This window comes from Pseudomonas sp. HB05, from assembly GCF_016756915.1.
GTDB lineage: Bacteria > Pseudomonadota > Gammaproteobacteria > Pseudomonadales > Pseudomonadaceae > Aquipseudomonas > Aquipseudomonas alvandae.
This window is the reverse complement of record NZ_JAESPG010000047.1, coordinates 1-14,027: the sequence shown is the minus strand read 5'-3', so window position 1 is coordinate 14,027 and position 14,027 is coordinate 1. Positions and strand designations below refer to the sequence as shown.

The 14,027-nt window shown below is 58.8% G+C and carries 16 protein-coding genes and 1 pseudogene; 10 read left to right on the top strand and 7 right to left on the bottom strand.

The features are described 5' to 3' along the window. Positions 1-74 precede the first annotated feature (74 nt). Positions 75-1,061 (top strand): hypothetical protein, encoded by a 987-nt coding sequence (locus JMN22_RS25935; protein ID WP_198797920.1) that lies wholly within the window; start codon positions 75-77, stop codon positions 1,059-1,061. A gap of 34 nt (positions 1,062-1,095) precedes the next feature. Here the strand turns inward: JMN22_RS25935 and JMN22_RS25930 are convergent, their stop codons facing one another. Together JMN22_RS25930 and JMN22_RS25925 are read right to left on the bottom strand one after the other, a co-directional pair. Then, positions 1,096-1,791: a DUF6933 domain-containing protein gene (locus tag JMN22_RS25930; protein WP_198797921.1), complete on the bottom strand. Its 696-nt coding sequence runs from the start codon at positions 1,789-1,791 to the stop codon at positions 1,096-1,098. Between the two features lie 423 nt (positions 1,792-2,214). Beyond that, entirely contained in the window at positions 2,215-3,030 is an 816-nt protein-coding gene (locus JMN22_RS25925; RefSeq protein WP_198797922.1) for a sulfite exporter TauE/SafE family protein, read from the bottom strand. 114 nt (positions 3,031-3,144) lie between these two features. On the opposite strand from JMN22_RS25925, the gene JMN22_RS25920 reads away from it, so the two are divergent. Together JMN22_RS25920 and JMN22_RS25915 are read left to right on the top strand one after the other, a co-directional pair. Continuing rightward, entirely contained in the window at positions 3,145-3,921 is a 777-nt protein-coding gene (locus tag JMN22_RS25920) for an AraC family transcriptional regulator (RefSeq protein ID WP_198797923.1), read from the top strand. A gap of 80 nt (positions 3,922-4,001) precedes the next feature. Beyond that, positions 4,002-4,319, top strand: a complete 318-nt coding sequence (locus JMN22_RS25915) for a helix-turn-helix domain-containing protein (RefSeq protein ID WP_198797924.1) — start codon at positions 4,002-4,004, stop codon at positions 4,317-4,319. 17 nt (positions 4,320-4,336) lie between these two features. Here the strand turns inward: JMN22_RS25915 and JMN22_RS25910 are convergent, their stop codons facing one another. Then, a complete protein-coding gene (locus JMN22_RS25910; protein WP_030142476.1) occupies positions 4,337-5,377 on the bottom strand; it encodes an MBL fold metallo-hydrolase in 1,041 nt (346 codons plus the stop codon). Positions 5,378-5,565: 188 nt separating this feature from the next. On the opposite strand from JMN22_RS25910, the gene JMN22_RS25905 reads away from it, so the two are divergent. Next, on the top strand, positions 5,566-6,174 hold the full coding sequence (locus tag JMN22_RS25905; RefSeq protein ID WP_198797925.1) for a TetR/AcrR family transcriptional regulator: 609 nt from the start codon (positions 5,566-5,568) through the stop codon (positions 6,172-6,174). Positions 6,175-6,177: 3 nt separating this feature from the next. Here JMN22_RS25905 and JMN22_RS25900 read toward each other — a convergent pair whose 3' ends face one another. Next, complete coding sequence (locus tag JMN22_RS25900; protein WP_198797926.1) at positions 6,178-7,125, bottom strand: LysR family transcriptional regulator; 948 nt, start codon at positions 7,123-7,125, stop codon at positions 6,178-6,180. Positions 7,126-7,139: 14 nt separating this feature from the next. Between JMN22_RS25900 and JMN22_RS25895 the strand changes: the two genes are divergently transcribed. Together JMN22_RS25895 and JMN22_RS25890 are read left to right on the top strand one after the other, a co-directional pair. Further along, positions 7,140-7,850, top strand: a complete 711-nt coding sequence (locus JMN22_RS25895) for a CTP synthase C-terminal region-related (seleno)protein (protein WP_030142480.1) — start codon at positions 7,140-7,142, stop codon at positions 7,848-7,850. After that, positions 7,847-8,164, top strand: a complete 318-nt coding sequence (locus tag JMN22_RS25890) for an antibiotic biosynthesis monooxygenase family protein (protein WP_198797927.1) — start codon at positions 7,847-7,849, stop codon at positions 8,162-8,164. Before JMN22_RS25895 ends, JMN22_RS25890 begins: the two co-directional genes overlap by 4 nt. Positions 8,165-8,301: 137 nt before the next feature. Here the strand turns inward: JMN22_RS25890 and JMN22_RS25885 are convergent, their stop codons facing one another. Beyond that, positions 8,302-8,628: a DUF2025 family protein gene (locus tag JMN22_RS25885; RefSeq protein ID WP_181288567.1), complete on the bottom strand. Its 327-nt coding sequence runs from the start codon at positions 8,626-8,628 to the stop codon at positions 8,302-8,304. 239 nt (positions 8,629-8,867) lie between these two features. Between JMN22_RS25885 and JMN22_RS25880 the strand changes: the two genes are divergently transcribed. The 3 genes from JMN22_RS25880 (at position 8,868) to JMN22_RS25870 (ending at position 11,617) form a co-directional block, all read left to right on the top strand. After that, positions 8,868-9,995, top strand: coding sequence for a glycerophosphodiester phosphodiesterase (locus tag JMN22_RS25880; protein WP_198797928.1), 1,128 nt, complete (start codon positions 8,868-8,870; stop codon positions 9,993-9,995). 121 nt (positions 9,996-10,116) lie between these two features. Continuing rightward, a complete protein-coding gene (locus JMN22_RS25875) occupies positions 10,117-10,422 on the top strand; it encodes a PepSY domain-containing protein (RefSeq protein WP_030142484.1) in 306 nt (101 codons plus the stop codon). A gap of 172 nt (positions 10,423-10,594) precedes the next feature. After that, positions 10,595-11,617 carry a transporter gene (locus tag JMN22_RS25870; RefSeq protein WP_198797929.1) on the top strand — a complete coding sequence of 341 codons (1,023 nt, stop codon included), beginning with the start codon at positions 10,595-10,597 and terminating at the stop codon, positions 11,615-11,617. Positions 11,618-11,803: 186 nt separating this feature from the next. Here the strand turns inward: JMN22_RS25870 and JMN22_RS26955 are convergent, their stop codons facing one another. Together JMN22_RS26955 and JMN22_RS26950 are read right to left on the bottom strand one after the other, a co-directional pair. After that, a complete protein-coding gene (locus JMN22_RS26955; protein ID WP_410002310.1) occupies positions 11,804-12,571 on the bottom strand; it encodes a methyl-accepting chemotaxis protein in 768 nt (255 codons plus the stop codon). A gap of 117 nt (positions 12,572-12,688) precedes the next feature. Then, positions 12,689-12,847: pseudogene (locus JMN22_RS26950) on the bottom strand (HAMP domain-containing protein); the annotation flags it as partial. 868 nt (positions 12,848-13,715) lie between these two features. Here JMN22_RS26950 and JMN22_RS25860 point away from each other — a divergent pair. After that, complete coding sequence (locus tag JMN22_RS25860) at positions 13,716-13,859, top strand: hypothetical protein (protein ID WP_187293363.1); 144 nt, start codon at positions 13,716-13,718, stop codon at positions 13,857-13,859. Positions 13,860-14,027 lie beyond the last annotated feature (168 nt).

Genomic DNA, 14,027 nt, shown 5'->3' with positions numbered 1-14,027 from the left:
TGCGTTGAAACTTCGGGTGCATCCCGCCCTGCCCTTCGGTATTAATACACTTCCTCTCACGGACCCGAGCCCCGATGAAATTCGATACCGCCTATTGCCTCAGCCTCGATGCCAAGCTTTCGATCTATGACGTTCGGGATCTGAATTTCGACGAGACCATGGCCTTCGATTCGGCCAAGGAGCGCTTTCAGTGCCCCAACGATGCCTGTCGGGCGGCGTTTGATGAGGGGAATCGGCTGACGACATTCAATGCCAAGAACGTCAATTACATCCGCACGCCGCATTTCAAGAATCAGCCGACGACCCAGCATATCGAAGGCTGCCCTTATGTCAGTCCGAAAACGCCAGGGCTTGATGCGCAAAGCGTTGAGGCAGATGACGACCGCGAGGAGCATTTTCCGTCGGAGTTGTTACTGACTCGGCGTCAGTACGTGCGCAAGCCGTCCGATCCGTCGAAGGACGTTGAGGCAGCGACTCGGCCTACGTCGCCCACCCTATCGTCCCATGGTGATAACGCTCATTCCGCCCAGGACTCGACACCGGACAAGACCAGCGTCTTCGCCCACCCAGTGGAGTGTTTCGTCTCGAACTTCGCGGACAAGGATCTGCTCAAGCGCATGCCGCTGAAGATTGCCGAGCACACGGCGCCCTATGGATCGTTCTTCAAGAAGATCGAGTATTTGCAGGACAACAGGGGCTTGATTTACTGGGGCAAGATCAAGGAAATCAAAGATTACACGCTGAGCTTTCGCATCGATTTCGAAGCAAAGGTCTGGTTCAAGCAGCCGGACGAGGCGAAGAAAAAACCTTACTCGGTCAACGTTTACCTGAGCAAAAAGCTGATCGATAACTACCGCAAGCGCAAAGCGTTCCTGGCTGAGATCAAGCACGCCATCGACAGTGATGCGCCGTTGTATTGCTTCTTTTATGGCGTGACGCCGGAGTTCAAACAAGTACCGAGCAAAAAGAACCCCGAAGAAACGTTCGGGGTGTTCAGTGCCAATATCGAGAACCTGGATCACTTTATTATTCGGGAGGCGCCGGGGCTAACCGATAACTGATTTCGCCTTGGCTAGCCGTAGCGCTACGCCTCCTTCATTGCGCTTCTTGGGCAAGTTGCCGCTCGAACGACCGCATCTCTCGTTTCACTTCGATGTGCCGCTCACGTGCTGCCTGGGCGGCAGGCTCATCCAAGCCACCATAACGCCGCAACCAATGGACGATCATTTCTTCGTCCGGGTAGTAATAGTCCTTATGTCCCTTACTGCTTCTCGGGGTGTCATTCATATTGCCGTCGAAGCGACCTGCAGAGAACTCATCAGAGGGTAACGTGCCCCATTCGGCAGCGCAGTCCTCAAAAATCCAGGAAATCTCGTTGAGGTGCTTTTGCGCACCACGATGGCCACGTTTATAAAAGATGTAATCACGACAACTTTCCTGGAAGCGCTCCATCATCGCTTCATCATCGACCCAGCGAAGAAGATCATGCTGCCCCGCGTGACGCATCAAGCCATTGATCCATCGTTCGGAAAACCGGTGAACAAAACCTTCAATTTCCGCTTTTTTAGCACCGGCGAAAATCATGCAATAACGGGTTCGCACGTGGATGACGAACAACACGTGTTTGCGCTGCACAGTGATTACATGAACCAGCCATTGCTCGTCGAGCTCACCCAGCTCATCGTCCTCGATAACAGGGGATGGCGGTTTCTCTATCGGGGTGACTTTCTTACCTTTGCTCACGCGGCTGAAAAAATTACTGGCCGCTTCGGTGCAGTTGAAGATCAGCATTTAAACTCTCGGAAAATATGAGAGACGCTAGGCGTCGTCGGCCCATTCAATCTCGAACGGTTGGCGAACAGCGTCGGAAACTCTTTCACGAAGCTCCTCATTCAGAATCGTCAATTCCTGATCGCTCAACAGGTCGTACGCAATCAGCTATCTCAACGATAAGGAAATGTCTCGACGTCGACCTACGTTGAACGCCATCGCCAAGCTCTTGTCACGATCTCGCATGAGCCGGTAGAGCGTGCGATATCGAGCGTGAGCGGATAGAGCTTCGTTCTGAGCCACTGTCTGGGCATCCGAAAGAACGCCTTGGCAGAAGCGTTCCAACGCCAGCTCGCTGAGCTCGTTGTAACGCTTCCAATCACTGTCGGATATCGACATGCCACTCTCCTTCAACAAGACATGGAGCAACGCTGCACGGAGATTTTATCTTATCGATATGCCCAGCATCACAACGACCAACAATCCAATATAGACCCAGGCGTGAAGCCTATCCGGTATCCGTCCGATCCATGGCGTTGCCAGACGGATACCCAGCAGCGCGCCAAGTGTCAGCACAGCGAAGGCCATCAAGTCGACGTACCCAACAAACCAAGCCCCCAAATCAAACTCGGTAAACCCAGCCATGAGCATGTAAGTCAACGTCCCGGCCACCGCAACCGGCAAACTCAACGGGTTGGCCATGGACGTCGCGCGGGACATGTTCAGCCCGCAACGGCGCAGCAAGGGCACCGTCATGACGCTGCCACCCACGCCCAGAAAAGTGGCAATGACACCGATGCTGATCCCGCCTGCCGAGACCTCTGTGCTGCTCAATCTCCGTGGGACTGCAGCGTCAGACTGTGTCAGAAAACCGCGTCGGAACAAGCAGTCCAGAATGGTCACGCCCAGGTAAACGATAAAGGCATAGCGAATGACTTCGCTGTTCGACCACATCGCGACAACGGCTCCGATGATAGCGCCCAGGCCAATGAAGCCGCCCAACGGCCATACATAATGACAAATAAGATTACCGGCGCGGTGATGCTTCACGGTGGCGATCAGCGCGTTGACGATCATCACGCAGGTCGAGGTGGCCACGGCAATGTGCATCGCCGATTGGCCGATTGGGTCGTCGGTACCGTGGCTGGCGGTGAGCATGCGGTATAGCAAGGGCACCACGACGAAGCCGCCGCCGAAGCCGAACAACACGGCCGTCACACCACTCAGGCAGCCAAAACAGGCAAGCAATACATAGAACATCGCGGCGAATCCGTGAAATGGGGAGACGCCTACGATAAGAACGCCAAGCTTGGCTCGCCGCAGCAAATAAGCCAACAATGTTCGCGTTTACGCCAATTTGCGAGTAGCCCATCGATGCGCAACAGCTCTATCGATCTATTGGATGCGACCCCCAGGGCCGTCGTCGCCATCGGCACCGACTACGCCCACGGCCAAATGTTGCCGTTGCATCGGCATCGCCGCGCGCAGTTACTCTATGGCGCCACCGGGGTGATGCAGGTCAGCACGGCGGATGGCAACTGGGTGGTGCCACCGCAACGGGCAGTGTGGATTCCGCCGGGGGTCGATCATGAAGTATTGATGCTGGGCGTGAGTACGCGCAGTCTCTACATCGAACCGGCCACGGTAACGGCCATGGATTCGCGCTGCCAAGTCATCAGCGTGTCGCCCTTGATGCGTCAGTTGTTGATGGAAGCCGTCGAGCTTGCGCCGGAATACGACGAGGCGGGACGGGACGGTGCACTGATAGGTCTGCTATTGCATGAACTGCTGCGCAGCGCCCATCTGCCGCTGCACCTTCCCATGCCACGGGATCCACAGCTGCTCGAACTATGCCAGGCGTTCCTGACACACCCTGACGCCCATGCCTCGCCTGTGAAATGGGCGGCGCAGTTGCACATCAGCTTACGTACATTCAATCGGCTGTTCAGTCGGCACACTGGCCTGAGTTTCAGTCAATGGCGTCAACAGGCGTGCGTGATGGCGGCGCTGCCTCGCCTGGCTGGCGGGGACTCGGTGACGCGCATCGCCTTGGACTTGGGCTATGACAGCCCAGCGGCATTTTCCACCATGTTTCGCCGCACGCTCGGCCATGCTCCGAGCACCTGGTTGGAGATGACCGCTGGTCGTTGATCAAAAAAATGAGATTGAAGCGGCCTCAAAACAACTGTACAAAAACACAGTACTTATAATCCGCCGCTTTGGAGCTGCTCATGGCCTCTCTCGCAATCAAAACCACCCTGGAACGCATCGCTGTCTATCAATTCACCCCCGCCCACAGTGCACAGGCCCGCGCCATGTTGGGCTGGAGTGTCGAGGAGCTGTCCCGGCAGTCCGGCGTGTCGGTCAAGGCTATCCGGCGCTTCGAAGCCGGTGGCGACTTGCTCGACGTGACCCGCCTGGCCCTGGCGTTTCGCCTGGAAGCCGAGGGCCTGGTGTTCTTCCCCGGCTTCGCACCGGGGCGCGGCATGAACATCAAGGGCGCGACGCCAGACCCGATGGGGCGGCCCGATTACGCGATGATCGAGTAAAACCTACCGCGCAGGTTCTAGGCGATCCCAGCTTGGTCTTGATACGTCGAGGATTCCACGTCCAGCCACCAGGCGCGGCCAGATTGCGGCTGCGTCAGTGTGAAAGCTTCGCCCATTTGGGGCGTGGTGATGCAGACGTTGCGTTCCCAGGCCAGGGCCAGGATGCGATCGAAGGGTTCATACCAGGCATGCATCGCCAGGTCGAACGTGCCGTTGTGGATTGGCAACAGCCAACGGCCCTTGAGATCGATATGGGCCCGCAAGGTTTGCTCCGGCTGCATGTGGACATGAGGCCAATCGACGTTATAGGCGCCGGTTTCCATCAGCGTCAGATCGAACGGGCCGTATCGTTCGCCGATGCGCTTGAAACCGTCAAAGTAACCGGTATCGCCGCTGAAGAAGATTCGTGTGGCGCCGTCGATCATGACCCACGAGGCCCACAGGGTACTGTTGCTGTCGAACAGGCCGCGTCCGGAAAAATGCTGGGAGGGCGTGGCTATGAATTCGATGCCGTCAACCTCGGTGCCCTGCCACCAGTCCAACTGGCGCACCTTGCTGGCGTCGACACCCCATTTGATCAGGGTGTCGCCTACGCCCAGGGGCGCCAGGAAGTGGCGGGTCTTGGTCGCCAGCTTGAGAATGGCCTGATGGTCGAGGTGGTCGTAATGATCATGGGAAAGGATCACCGCTTCGATGGGCGGCAATTCTTCCAGGCTGATGGGCGGTTGGTGAAAACGCTTGGGGCCGGCCCATTGCACAGGTGAGGCGCGCTCGGAGAAAACGGGGTCTGTGAGCCAGAATTTATCCCGCAGCTTGAGCAGCACGGTGGAATGGCCCAGGCGGAAGACGCTGTGGTTCGGCGCGGCCAGCAACGCGGCACGTGTCAACGGTCGAACGTCGATGGCACCCGCAGGACGGGTGGAGTGCGGCTTGTGGAAGATCATGTTCCAGATGATGCGCAGGGTGGTGCCAAAGCCTTCGCGCGGTGTGAAGGCATGATTGCGATACTTGCCCTGTTCATGTCGCGATGCAGGGTTATCCGGAGAAGAAATGGTCATGATGCGATAACTCCAAGGGCGTCAGCGCTGTTGCGCTTCGCCGTTGTGGACGCTGGATGGCCGCTACGTACACGCTCAGCCGCTTGATTCAGAAAACTACACCACTCGGTGTAGTTTCTACATTGCATGAATCCTCCAGCCAAGTAAACTGCCGAGTGTAAATTCCATCTTTCAACCGACGAATGCCCATGACCGCACCGCAACGCCTCACCGAGCGAAAACGCGAAGCCATCCTCCAAGCTGCGATTGCTGAATTCCGTAGCAGCGGTTTCGAGGTCACCAGCATGGACAGGATCGCGGCGACTGCCGGTGTATCCAAGCGCACGGTGTACAACCATTTCCCGAGCAAGGAAGAACTGTTTGCCGAAATCCTGAATCGGTTATGGAACAGCATCACTGCGGAACAAGACATGCCCTACCGCTCTCAGGCGCCACTACGGGAGCAACTGCAAACGCTGTTGCAAGCCAAACTGCAGCTGCTGGCGGACGAGAATTTCCTCGACCTGGCACGCATTGCCATCGCCGCGACGATTCACTCCCCGGAGCGAGCACAAGACATGGTGTCGCGCATGGGGGAACGCGAAGAAGGCCTGACGGCCTGGATTCGCCAGGCCCAGGCCGATGGTCGGTTGAAGCCCGTTGAGCCAGCCTTCGCCGCCCAACAGATGCATGGGCTGCTCAAGACGTTCGCGTTCTGGCCGCAGGTTTCAATGGGCCAACCGAGCCTGACTCAGGAGGAGCAGACCCGGGTGATCGAGTCGGCGCTCGATATGTTCCTGAGTCGCTACGAGACCTGAATATCAGCGCCAGCGCAGATTGCGCCCCAACTCGTCGAACAAGGTCACCACCGAACGCAAGGCCCGGCAGTCCGGACGGGTCAGCAGCCACAGCGCCGTGTCGTAACCCTCCAGCGGTTTGCCCAAAGGCATCAGGCCCTTGCCTTCATCGATCAGAAAGTCCGGCAGCGCCGCAACCCCCAGGCCGGCCCGCACCAGCTCGGTGACCGAGAGCATGCTGTTACAGCGATAGGCGGGCACCACGCCGGGTAGATGTTGACGACGCCAGGCCACGGTGGGGTGATCGGGCAGGAAATCGTCCGGCGCGATCCACGTCATGGAAGCCAGCGCCTGGGTATTCGTCGAGCGCAGATACTCGGCCCCGGCACATATCCGGTAAGCCACACTGCCCAGGTTTCGACCGACCAGATGCTCCGGCGGTGTACGGGTCAATCGCAACGCAACGTCGGCATCGCGGCGGCTCAGGTTGGCAAAGTCGTTGGAAGTGCTCAGTTCAAGGCTCAACGCCGGATAAGCCGGCATGAAACGCGCAAGTGCCGGCAACAACAAGGCTTGCAGGACTGAGTCACTGCAGGTCAGGCGCACCGTCCCGCTGATAACCTCGCCGCCCTGCTCCACGCCCACCCGCGCCGCCTCCAAGGCTTGCTCTGCCCTTTCGGCTTGTTCGGCCAACGCCTGGGCCAGGCTCGTGGGCAAGTAACCCGAACGACTTTTATCGAACAAGGGTTGGCCGAGAGCGGCCTCCAAACGACGCACCGAGCGAAAGACGGTGGAGACATCCACTGCCAGCAGTCGAGCCGCCCGTGCCAGAGAGCCGCCACGGACCAGCGCGAGGATCAGGGACAGGTCGGGATAGTCCAGACGATAGTGCGTGGCTGCATTGATCACTTGGATAAACGCCAATATTGATTGCGTGAACGCCAATCTATAGTGGCAACCAGGAATCAACAAGCGGCGAGCCACCCATGGAAAAACAGCACCCCCTCAACATCGCCCTGGTCGGCGATTATGACCCGCAAATCACCGCTCACCGAGCGATCCCCCTCGCACTTGAACTGGCCGGCAGGCAAACGGGCCACGACATTCGCTTCCAGTGGCTGGCCACCAACGGGCTTGTCGACGATACGTTGTTGAATGACTTCGATGGTGTCTGGTGCGTCCCCGGCAGCCCCTACCAAAATGAAGAAGGCGCCTTGCGAGCCATTCGTTTTGCCCGCGAACAACGTCGGCCTTTCCTCGGCACCTGCGGCGGCTTTCAGCATGCTGTGCTGGAATATGCCCGCAACGTGATGGGCTGGGCTGACGCCGCCCATGGCGAAACGTCCCCGAAAGCTGAACGGGCATTATTGACGCCGCTGAGCTGTGCCTTGGTCGAGACCATCGACAGCCTTCAGCTTGATGCGGGCTCGCTGATTGCCAAGGCCTACGGCCGACAGACCGCGTTCGAGGGCTACCATTGCCGCTTCGGGGTTAATCCAGATTTTGAAAAAGACTTGCTGAGCCAACGTCTGAACGCCGTTGCGAGGGATTCGGCCGGCGACCTGCGGGCGGTGGAGCTGCAGGATCATCCTTTCTTTGTCGCAACATTGTTCCAGCCAGAACGCGCCGCATTGGAAGGCCGCGTGCCGCCGCTGGTCAGCGCTTTTGTCGAAGCCTGCGCGAGGAAAACGCCATGAGCGCCGCCCATTATTACGCCGTGATTTTCACCTCCCTGCGTACCGAGGGGGACCAAGGCTACGCCGAAGCCGCCGAGCGCATGCTCGCTCTTGCCCGGGAGCAGCCCGGATTCCTGGGCGTCGAATCGGCCCGTGGCGACGACGGCCTGGGGATCACTGTTTCCTATTGGAACGACGAAGCAGCCGTCCTGGCCTGGAAGCAACATCCCGAACACGTCGCGATCCGCGAACGTGGCCGATCAACCTGGTATGCCCAGTTCCAGACGAGGGTGTGCAAGGTCGAACGAGACTATGCCTTCCAACGCCAAACTTGATGCCAGGCCACAGAACCTGTGGGAGCGAGCTTGCTCGCGAAAGCGGTGGGTCAGCTGCAGCGCTGTTGAATGTGCCTACGTCTTCGCGAGCAAGCCCGCTCCCACATTGAATCTTTGGTGTTCACAGATCCTGGTTTTCAGCCTTCGACCAACTGCCGCACCGCAACAATTTCCGGCAGATCGCTGCGGGCCATGTACACACGCAACGGCTCGGTGAGGTTGATCCGGTCGTCGACGTTCTGGTCCAACAGCAACTGGATTCGCTCGCGCTTGAGCGCCATGGTGCCGTCTGCCGCCGGGGCCCAGGCAAATTCGCTGGTGGGGATGATGCCGTCATCGGCGACGTCCATGCCAAAAGCGTCTTCGCTGAAACGCACGATGTATCGGCCGGTCTTGCGGTTCAGGCCGACAAAACCTTTTAGTTGGTCGGCGGCCTGGCAGATGAGTGTCGAAGTGATGCGCATGGTAAACCTCATGGATGCGTCCCGTGGGACGTCTGATCGATGGTTTACACGCAGGGCTAGCGAATGATGTTCAGGTTTCCCTCTACCGGGGAACTGGTGCGACCAAGGGTACTTCAAAGTGGTTGGAAAGTGCGTGGGAAAATCTGCTTTACGCAGGTCAATGTCGGTATGGCGATAGCGTCCGCAGCGTTCAATTGTTAAAAGAGAGGTTTTACAGAAACCACGAAAGGATCTCGAGCATGCCTGTCACCTTTACCCGTAGCGCCCTGATGCTCAGCCTGTTACTCGGCCTCGGCCAGGCACACGCCCTCGAAACGCCAAGTCCGAAGGCCCTGGCAACCCAGCAGGGGATTCCCCATCCAGCGGTCATCGCCCATCGCGGCGCCTCGTTCGACGCCCCGGAATCGACCGCCGCAGCCTACAAGCTGGCGAGGGACCTGGGAGCGGATTACCTGGAGCTCGACCTGCAACGCAGCAAGGACGGCGTCCTGTTCGTCTTGCATGACGACAACCTGCTGCGCACCACCGATGTCGCGACCAAGTTTCCCGAGCGCAAGGACAGCAGCGCCAACGCGTTCACCATGGCCGAACTCAAGACGCTGGACGCCGGCAGTTGGTTCAACGCGGCTTATCCGGACCGTGCTCGGCCTTCCTTTGTGGGCTTGAAGATCCTGACGCTGGACGAGGTGATCAACATCGCCGAGGGCAACCCCCAGCAGAAACCAGGGCTGTACATCGAGACTAAGGAGCCCAAGCTGTTTCCCGGCATCGAACGTGACCTCAAGGACAAATTGCAGGACCGTGGCTGGCTGAGTCCGTCCGGGTCCAAGCTGGCCAAACGCGCCACCGGCGTGGGCCAGGGCAAAGGCAAAGTGGTCTTGCAAACGTTCGAGAAGAGCAGCTTGGAACTGCTTCATCAGGAAATGCCCAAGGTGCCGAAAATCCTGCTGCTGTGGGTGGGTGAAGGCAACATCGAGCCTAAATCAAAAGTGACATTCGCCGAGTCCGGCGAAACCGACAAGGCCGCCTACTACGCCAGACAGGAGCCCAAGGACAAGGCCGAGTTCGAGCAATGGATCCAGTACGCCAAGGCCCACGGCGCCATCGGCACCGGACCTTCAGCGGCACTGACCCATGGTGGCAGCCAGAGCTATTCGGACCTGGTGAAACCGTGGATGAACCAGTACACCCATGACCAGGGTCTGCTGGTACATGTCTACACCGTGGATGAACCGGTGGACTTCAAGAAAGTGATGGATGCCGGCGTAGATGGCATTTTCACCAACCGCTCCAGTGAGTTGCTCAAGTACTTCAAGCGTCCCGAAACCGGCAGTGTGGTGCAACTATTGGAGAAGAACGGTTATTAAGAATCGGGGGCGGATCGGTGCGGTCGGCGCAAGTTTTCCGAATTAAGGGTGAATTAAGTTGCCAGAGATAATCTGGCCCCACTTAAACGAATCACCCTTTAACGACACCAAGGAAAGACAGATGAAAACTTTGACTGCCCTGTTCACCGCTGCCGCCCTGACTCTCACCGCTGGCCTGGCCCAGGCGGATGTACGAATCGACCAGATTCCTCAATTGGTCAAGGACGGCAAGATCAAATCCCTCGAGTCGATGAATGCCGAAGCCCTGAAGTTGCACCCGGGCGCCACCATCACCGACACCGACCTGGATAACCACTTCAACGGCTACGAATATGAAGTGGAACTCAAAACTGCCGATGGCAAGGAATTTGACGTTGATTTCGACGCCACCACTGGCAAAGTCTTGTCGAACAAACAAGACACTTGATCCATGGAAATAAAAGAAGCCGCGCAACTTGAAAGTTGCGCGGCTTTTTCGTGAACGCTGACCAAGCCTTCGCCGCAGCCCAACCGTCACAAAACCTTCAAAGAACCCTGCAATGATGCCGCACAAGTGAACCTGTCATCGCCGCGACAGGCACTCCCGCCAGCGAGCCTTCATGAACCACAGCATCGACCAAAGCCATCGCGACCCGGACCTGTTCGGCCTGCTTTACGGGTTTCGCTTCCTGCCTGGCGAGCGCGGACGAGAAATTGATTCGGCCCAGGCCCTGCAAAGCCTGCAACAACCGCAAGATCCCGACGAATTCCTCTGGCTGCACCTGAATTTGGCCCACGCCGCGTGCGAGCGCTGGATGAAAAGCCGGCTGGCCTTGCCCCAGGAATTCTTCGAAGCCTTGCACGAGGGCTCGCGCTCGACCCGCATCGAGCACGTGGACTCGGCCTTGCTCGCCGTGGTCAACGATGTGGTGTTCAACCTCAGCAACCTGGTGTCCTCGGATGTGTCCACGTTGTGGGTTTGCGTGAGCAGTCGGCTGATTGTCAGCGCACGCCTGCAACCGCTGCACTCGGTCGACAAGCTTCGCTCATCGGTCAAGGCCGGCGAGTGCTTTCGGTCACCTTTGGAGTTGCTCGTGCATCTGCTGCGCGACCAAGGCGAGGTGCTGACCCAGATCGTGCGCAAGACCAGCCTCAGCGTCGACCAGATCGAGGATCAGTTGCTGTCTTCACGCCTGTCCACCAACCGCGCCGAACTGGGCAGCCAACGCCGGGTGCTGGTGCGCTTGCAACGCCTGCTGGCCCTGGAGCCGGGTTCGCTGCTGCGTCTGCTCAATCGCCCGCCGCAATGGCTGCAGAAAGAAGACGTCAAGGAACTGCGCAAATCCACCGAGGAGTTCGCCCTGATCATCAACGATCTCACGGCCCTGGGCGAGCGCATCAAGTTGCTGCAGGAAGAAATCGCCGCCAACCTCAACGAACAAAGCAACCGTACCCTGTTCACCCTGACGGTGGTCACGGTACTGGCGTTGCCCATCAACATCATTGCCGGTTTCTTCGGCATGAACGTCGGCGGCGTGCCGCTGGCCAGTGATCCCGAGGGCTTCTGGATCCTGGTGGCGCTGGTCGCCACCTTCACCGTGATTGCAGGCCGATGGGCGTTTCGCAAGCGGCGCGATTATTGAACCTGGTCCTCTGCGCCCCGTATTAATTTGTGGCGAGGGGATTTATCCCCGTTGGGCTGCGTAGCAGCCCTGAAGACGTGAACCTCAGTCTTTCTGACAAATCGGGTTGCTTGGTTTGGGGCCGCTGCGCAGCCCAGCGGGGATAAATCCCCTCGCCACGGATATAAGCTCTAATAATAAAAAAAGTCAGGCACTCAACCGCGCCGTCACTTCGTTCAGCTGCCCCGACAACCCGTGCAGATCCCGACTGGCCGCTTCAGTACGCTGCACATTGTCCAGGTTGGTGCTGGCGATGCAGGTGATTTCAGTCAGGTTGCGCGAGATATCCTCGGCCACGGAGGTCTGCTCCTCCGCCGCCGTGGCAATCTGGCGATTCATGTCGCGAATCGCTTCGACAGCCTGGGTGATACGTTCGAGCATCTCGCCGGCCTGAGTCACCTGCTCGACACTTTCTTCGCTGCGCGACTGCCCGCTCTCGATGGCCTGGGCCGCGTCCACCGCGCCTGTCTGAACGGTCTGGATGATCTGGTTGATCTCAATGATCGACGACGCAGTGCGCTGGGCCAGGCTGCGCACTTCATCGGCCACCACCGCAAAACCGCGCCCGGCCTCGCCGGCCCGCGCGGCTTCAATGGCGGCGTTGAGGGCCAACAGGTTGGTCTGCTCGGCGATCCCGCGAATCACTTCCAGGACCTTGCCGATGCGACCGCTGTCGGTTTCCAAGCGGCGGATCACCGTGGCCGTGTTGGCAATCTCGCCGCGCATTTGGGTGATCGTGTGGATGGTGCCTTGCATGACCTTTTCGCCCAACTGCGCGGAATGATCGGCATCATCAGCGGCCCGCGCCGCGTCGGCGGCATGACGGGCAACTTCCTGGGCGGTGGCGGACATCTCGTTCATCGCCGTTGCGACTTGATCGGTGCGTTCGAATTGCTCGCTGGTGCCTTGGCTCATCAGACTGGCAATCGCGTTGAGCTCGCCGCTGGCGCTGTCCAGTTCCGTGGCGCTGCGTTGCAGCCGGGTGAAGGTTTCAGCGAGGAAGTCACGCAACGTATTCGCCGCCAGGGCCAGGTCGCCCAACTCATCCTGACGTGTGCTGGTTACGCGCTCGGCGAAACGCCCACGGCTCAGTTGAGTCACGTATTCGATCAGGCTACGGATTGGCTGCACCAGGTTGCGGTTGACCAGCCACAGACTCAGCAAGCCGACCAGCAATCCCGAAAGCAGCATGATCACGGTGCCCAACAGGATCGTACGATCCGCACCGGCACTGATCAGCGCCGATTGTTCATCGCCCAGTTTGTGCAGCTCCACCACCAATTCGCTCATCTGCTCGCTGGCGGCACGGTCAACACCCTTGACCGCCGCGTCCCCTGCCGCGGCGTCTGCACCAGCGGAGACAAACGCATCACGCCCCTTTTGATAGGCGGCACCCAATTGCGCGTGCTCGCCCCGCAGGCGTTCGATGCGCGTCCTGATCGACGCCGGGACACCTTCGTGCTTGATCAACTCCCCCAGGAGGTTCTGGACATCGCGCTGGCGATCATCGAACTGCTTCCAGTATTTTTCCAGGTCCGCGGGCTGCTTGCCGCGCAGCAAGACGTTTTTCCATTCCTGGACTTGTACCTTGAATTGCAGATTGGCCTCGTCGATCAATTGCGACGCACGCAACGGGCCATCAATCAGGCTGCGATAATTCTGGATGCCATCGGAAAGGAAATGAAAGGAGGCCAGTGCGATCAGCAGCATCGCCAACAGGCTGCCGCTCAGCAGGGCCAGAATCTGCGCTCTCAGGGATTTTTGTAGAAACATGGAGTCGATCTCTTCGAAGAAAGGACCTCCATGTCCAGGGTCCACTCTCGCTACTGAATGTGGAGGATATGTACACAGGGTCGGCCCCCAGGCCCTGTTCTTGAGCCCTGCCGACCACCGGTAGCGACGGCGTTTTCGCTGCTGGACATGACCTGTCCAGACAAGCCCACCGGTCGCCCCACCAGGATTGAAAGTCTTTTTGTCATTTCTCCTGGGGTATCCTGCCCACGCTTTGTAGAAGCGCGGATCTACCCGATCAATCAACAGACTTTGCGAGGAGCGCGAAATGCACGAGATCCCTAATCTCCCCTTCCCAAGCCTGCACGAACCTGAGCAGACGACCCCGCTGCAAGCCGGAGGGCAACCCGACGCCCAGCAACCCGAGCAGCAGCAAACCACTGAACGCCGCCAGGCCGACAACGAAGACTGATCCACCCGCAGCACCAGACTGTGTGGAAAGCGCAAGGCTCTGTACGAAATGTATCCGCACTCGCCCATACTGCGTTGAAACGGGGCTCGGAATGCTCATGTACTCCAGTACACTGCGCTTCCTCGCCCCGTTTCGCCTTGTCTGGCCTTCGCGCGAACACATTTCGTA

Excerpts from the sequence above, each read along its gene's own strand:
- JMN22_RS25910 (WP_030142476.1), bottom strand. The coding sequence starts at position 5,377 with ATGACCATTTCTTCTCCGGATAACCCTGCATCGCGACATGAACAGGGC.
- JMN22_RS25880 (WP_198797928.1), top strand. The coding sequence starts at position 8,868 with ATGCCTGTCACCTTTACCCGTAGCGCCCTGATGCTCAGCCTGTTACTC.
- JMN22_RS25885 (WP_181288567.1), bottom strand. The coding sequence starts at position 8,628 with ATGCGCATCACTTCGACACTCATCTGCCAGGCCGCCGACCAACTAAAA.
- JMN22_RS25895 (WP_030142480.1), top strand. The coding sequence starts at position 7,140 with ATGGAAAAACAGCACCCCCTCAACATCGCCCTGGTCGGCGATTATGAC.
- JMN22_RS25915 (WP_198797924.1), top strand. The coding sequence starts at position 4,002 with ATGGCCTCTCTCGCAATCAAAACCACCCTGGAACGCATCGCTGTCTAT.
- JMN22_RS25860 (WP_187293363.1), top strand. The coding sequence starts at position 13,716 with ATGCACGAGATCCCTAATCTCCCCTTCCCAAGCCTGCACGAACCTGAG.
- JMN22_RS25870 (WP_198797929.1), top strand. The coding sequence starts at position 10,595 with ATGAACCACAGCATCGACCAAAGCCATCGCGACCCGGACCTGTTCGGC.
- JMN22_RS25930 (WP_198797921.1), bottom strand. The coding sequence starts at position 1,791 with ATGCTGATCTTCAACTGCACCGAAGCGGCCAGTAATTTTTTCAGCCGC.
- JMN22_RS25875 (WP_030142484.1), top strand. The coding sequence starts at position 10,117 with ATGAAAACTTTGACTGCCCTGTTCACCGCTGCCGCCCTGACTCTCACC.
- JMN22_RS25890 (WP_198797927.1), top strand. The coding sequence starts at position 7,847 with ATGAGCGCCGCCCATTATTACGCCGTGATTTTCACCTCCCTGCGTACC.
- JMN22_RS25935 (WP_198797920.1), top strand. The coding sequence starts at position 75 with ATGAAATTCGATACCGCCTATTGCCTCAGCCTCGATGCCAAGCTTTCG.
- JMN22_RS25905 (WP_198797925.1), top strand. The coding sequence starts at position 5,566 with ATGACCGCACCGCAACGCCTCACCGAGCGAAAACGCGAAGCCATCCTC.
- JMN22_RS26955 (WP_410002310.1), bottom strand. The coding sequence starts at position 12,571 with ATGAGCCAAGGCACCAGCGAGCAATTCGAACGCACCGATCAAGTCGCA.
- JMN22_RS25925 (WP_198797922.1), bottom strand. The coding sequence starts at position 3,030 with ATGTTCTATGTATTGCTTGCCTGTTTTGGCTGCCTGAGTGGTGTGACG.
- JMN22_RS25920 (WP_198797923.1), top strand. The coding sequence starts at position 3,145 with ATGCGCAACAGCTCTATCGATCTATTGGATGCGACCCCCAGGGCCGTC.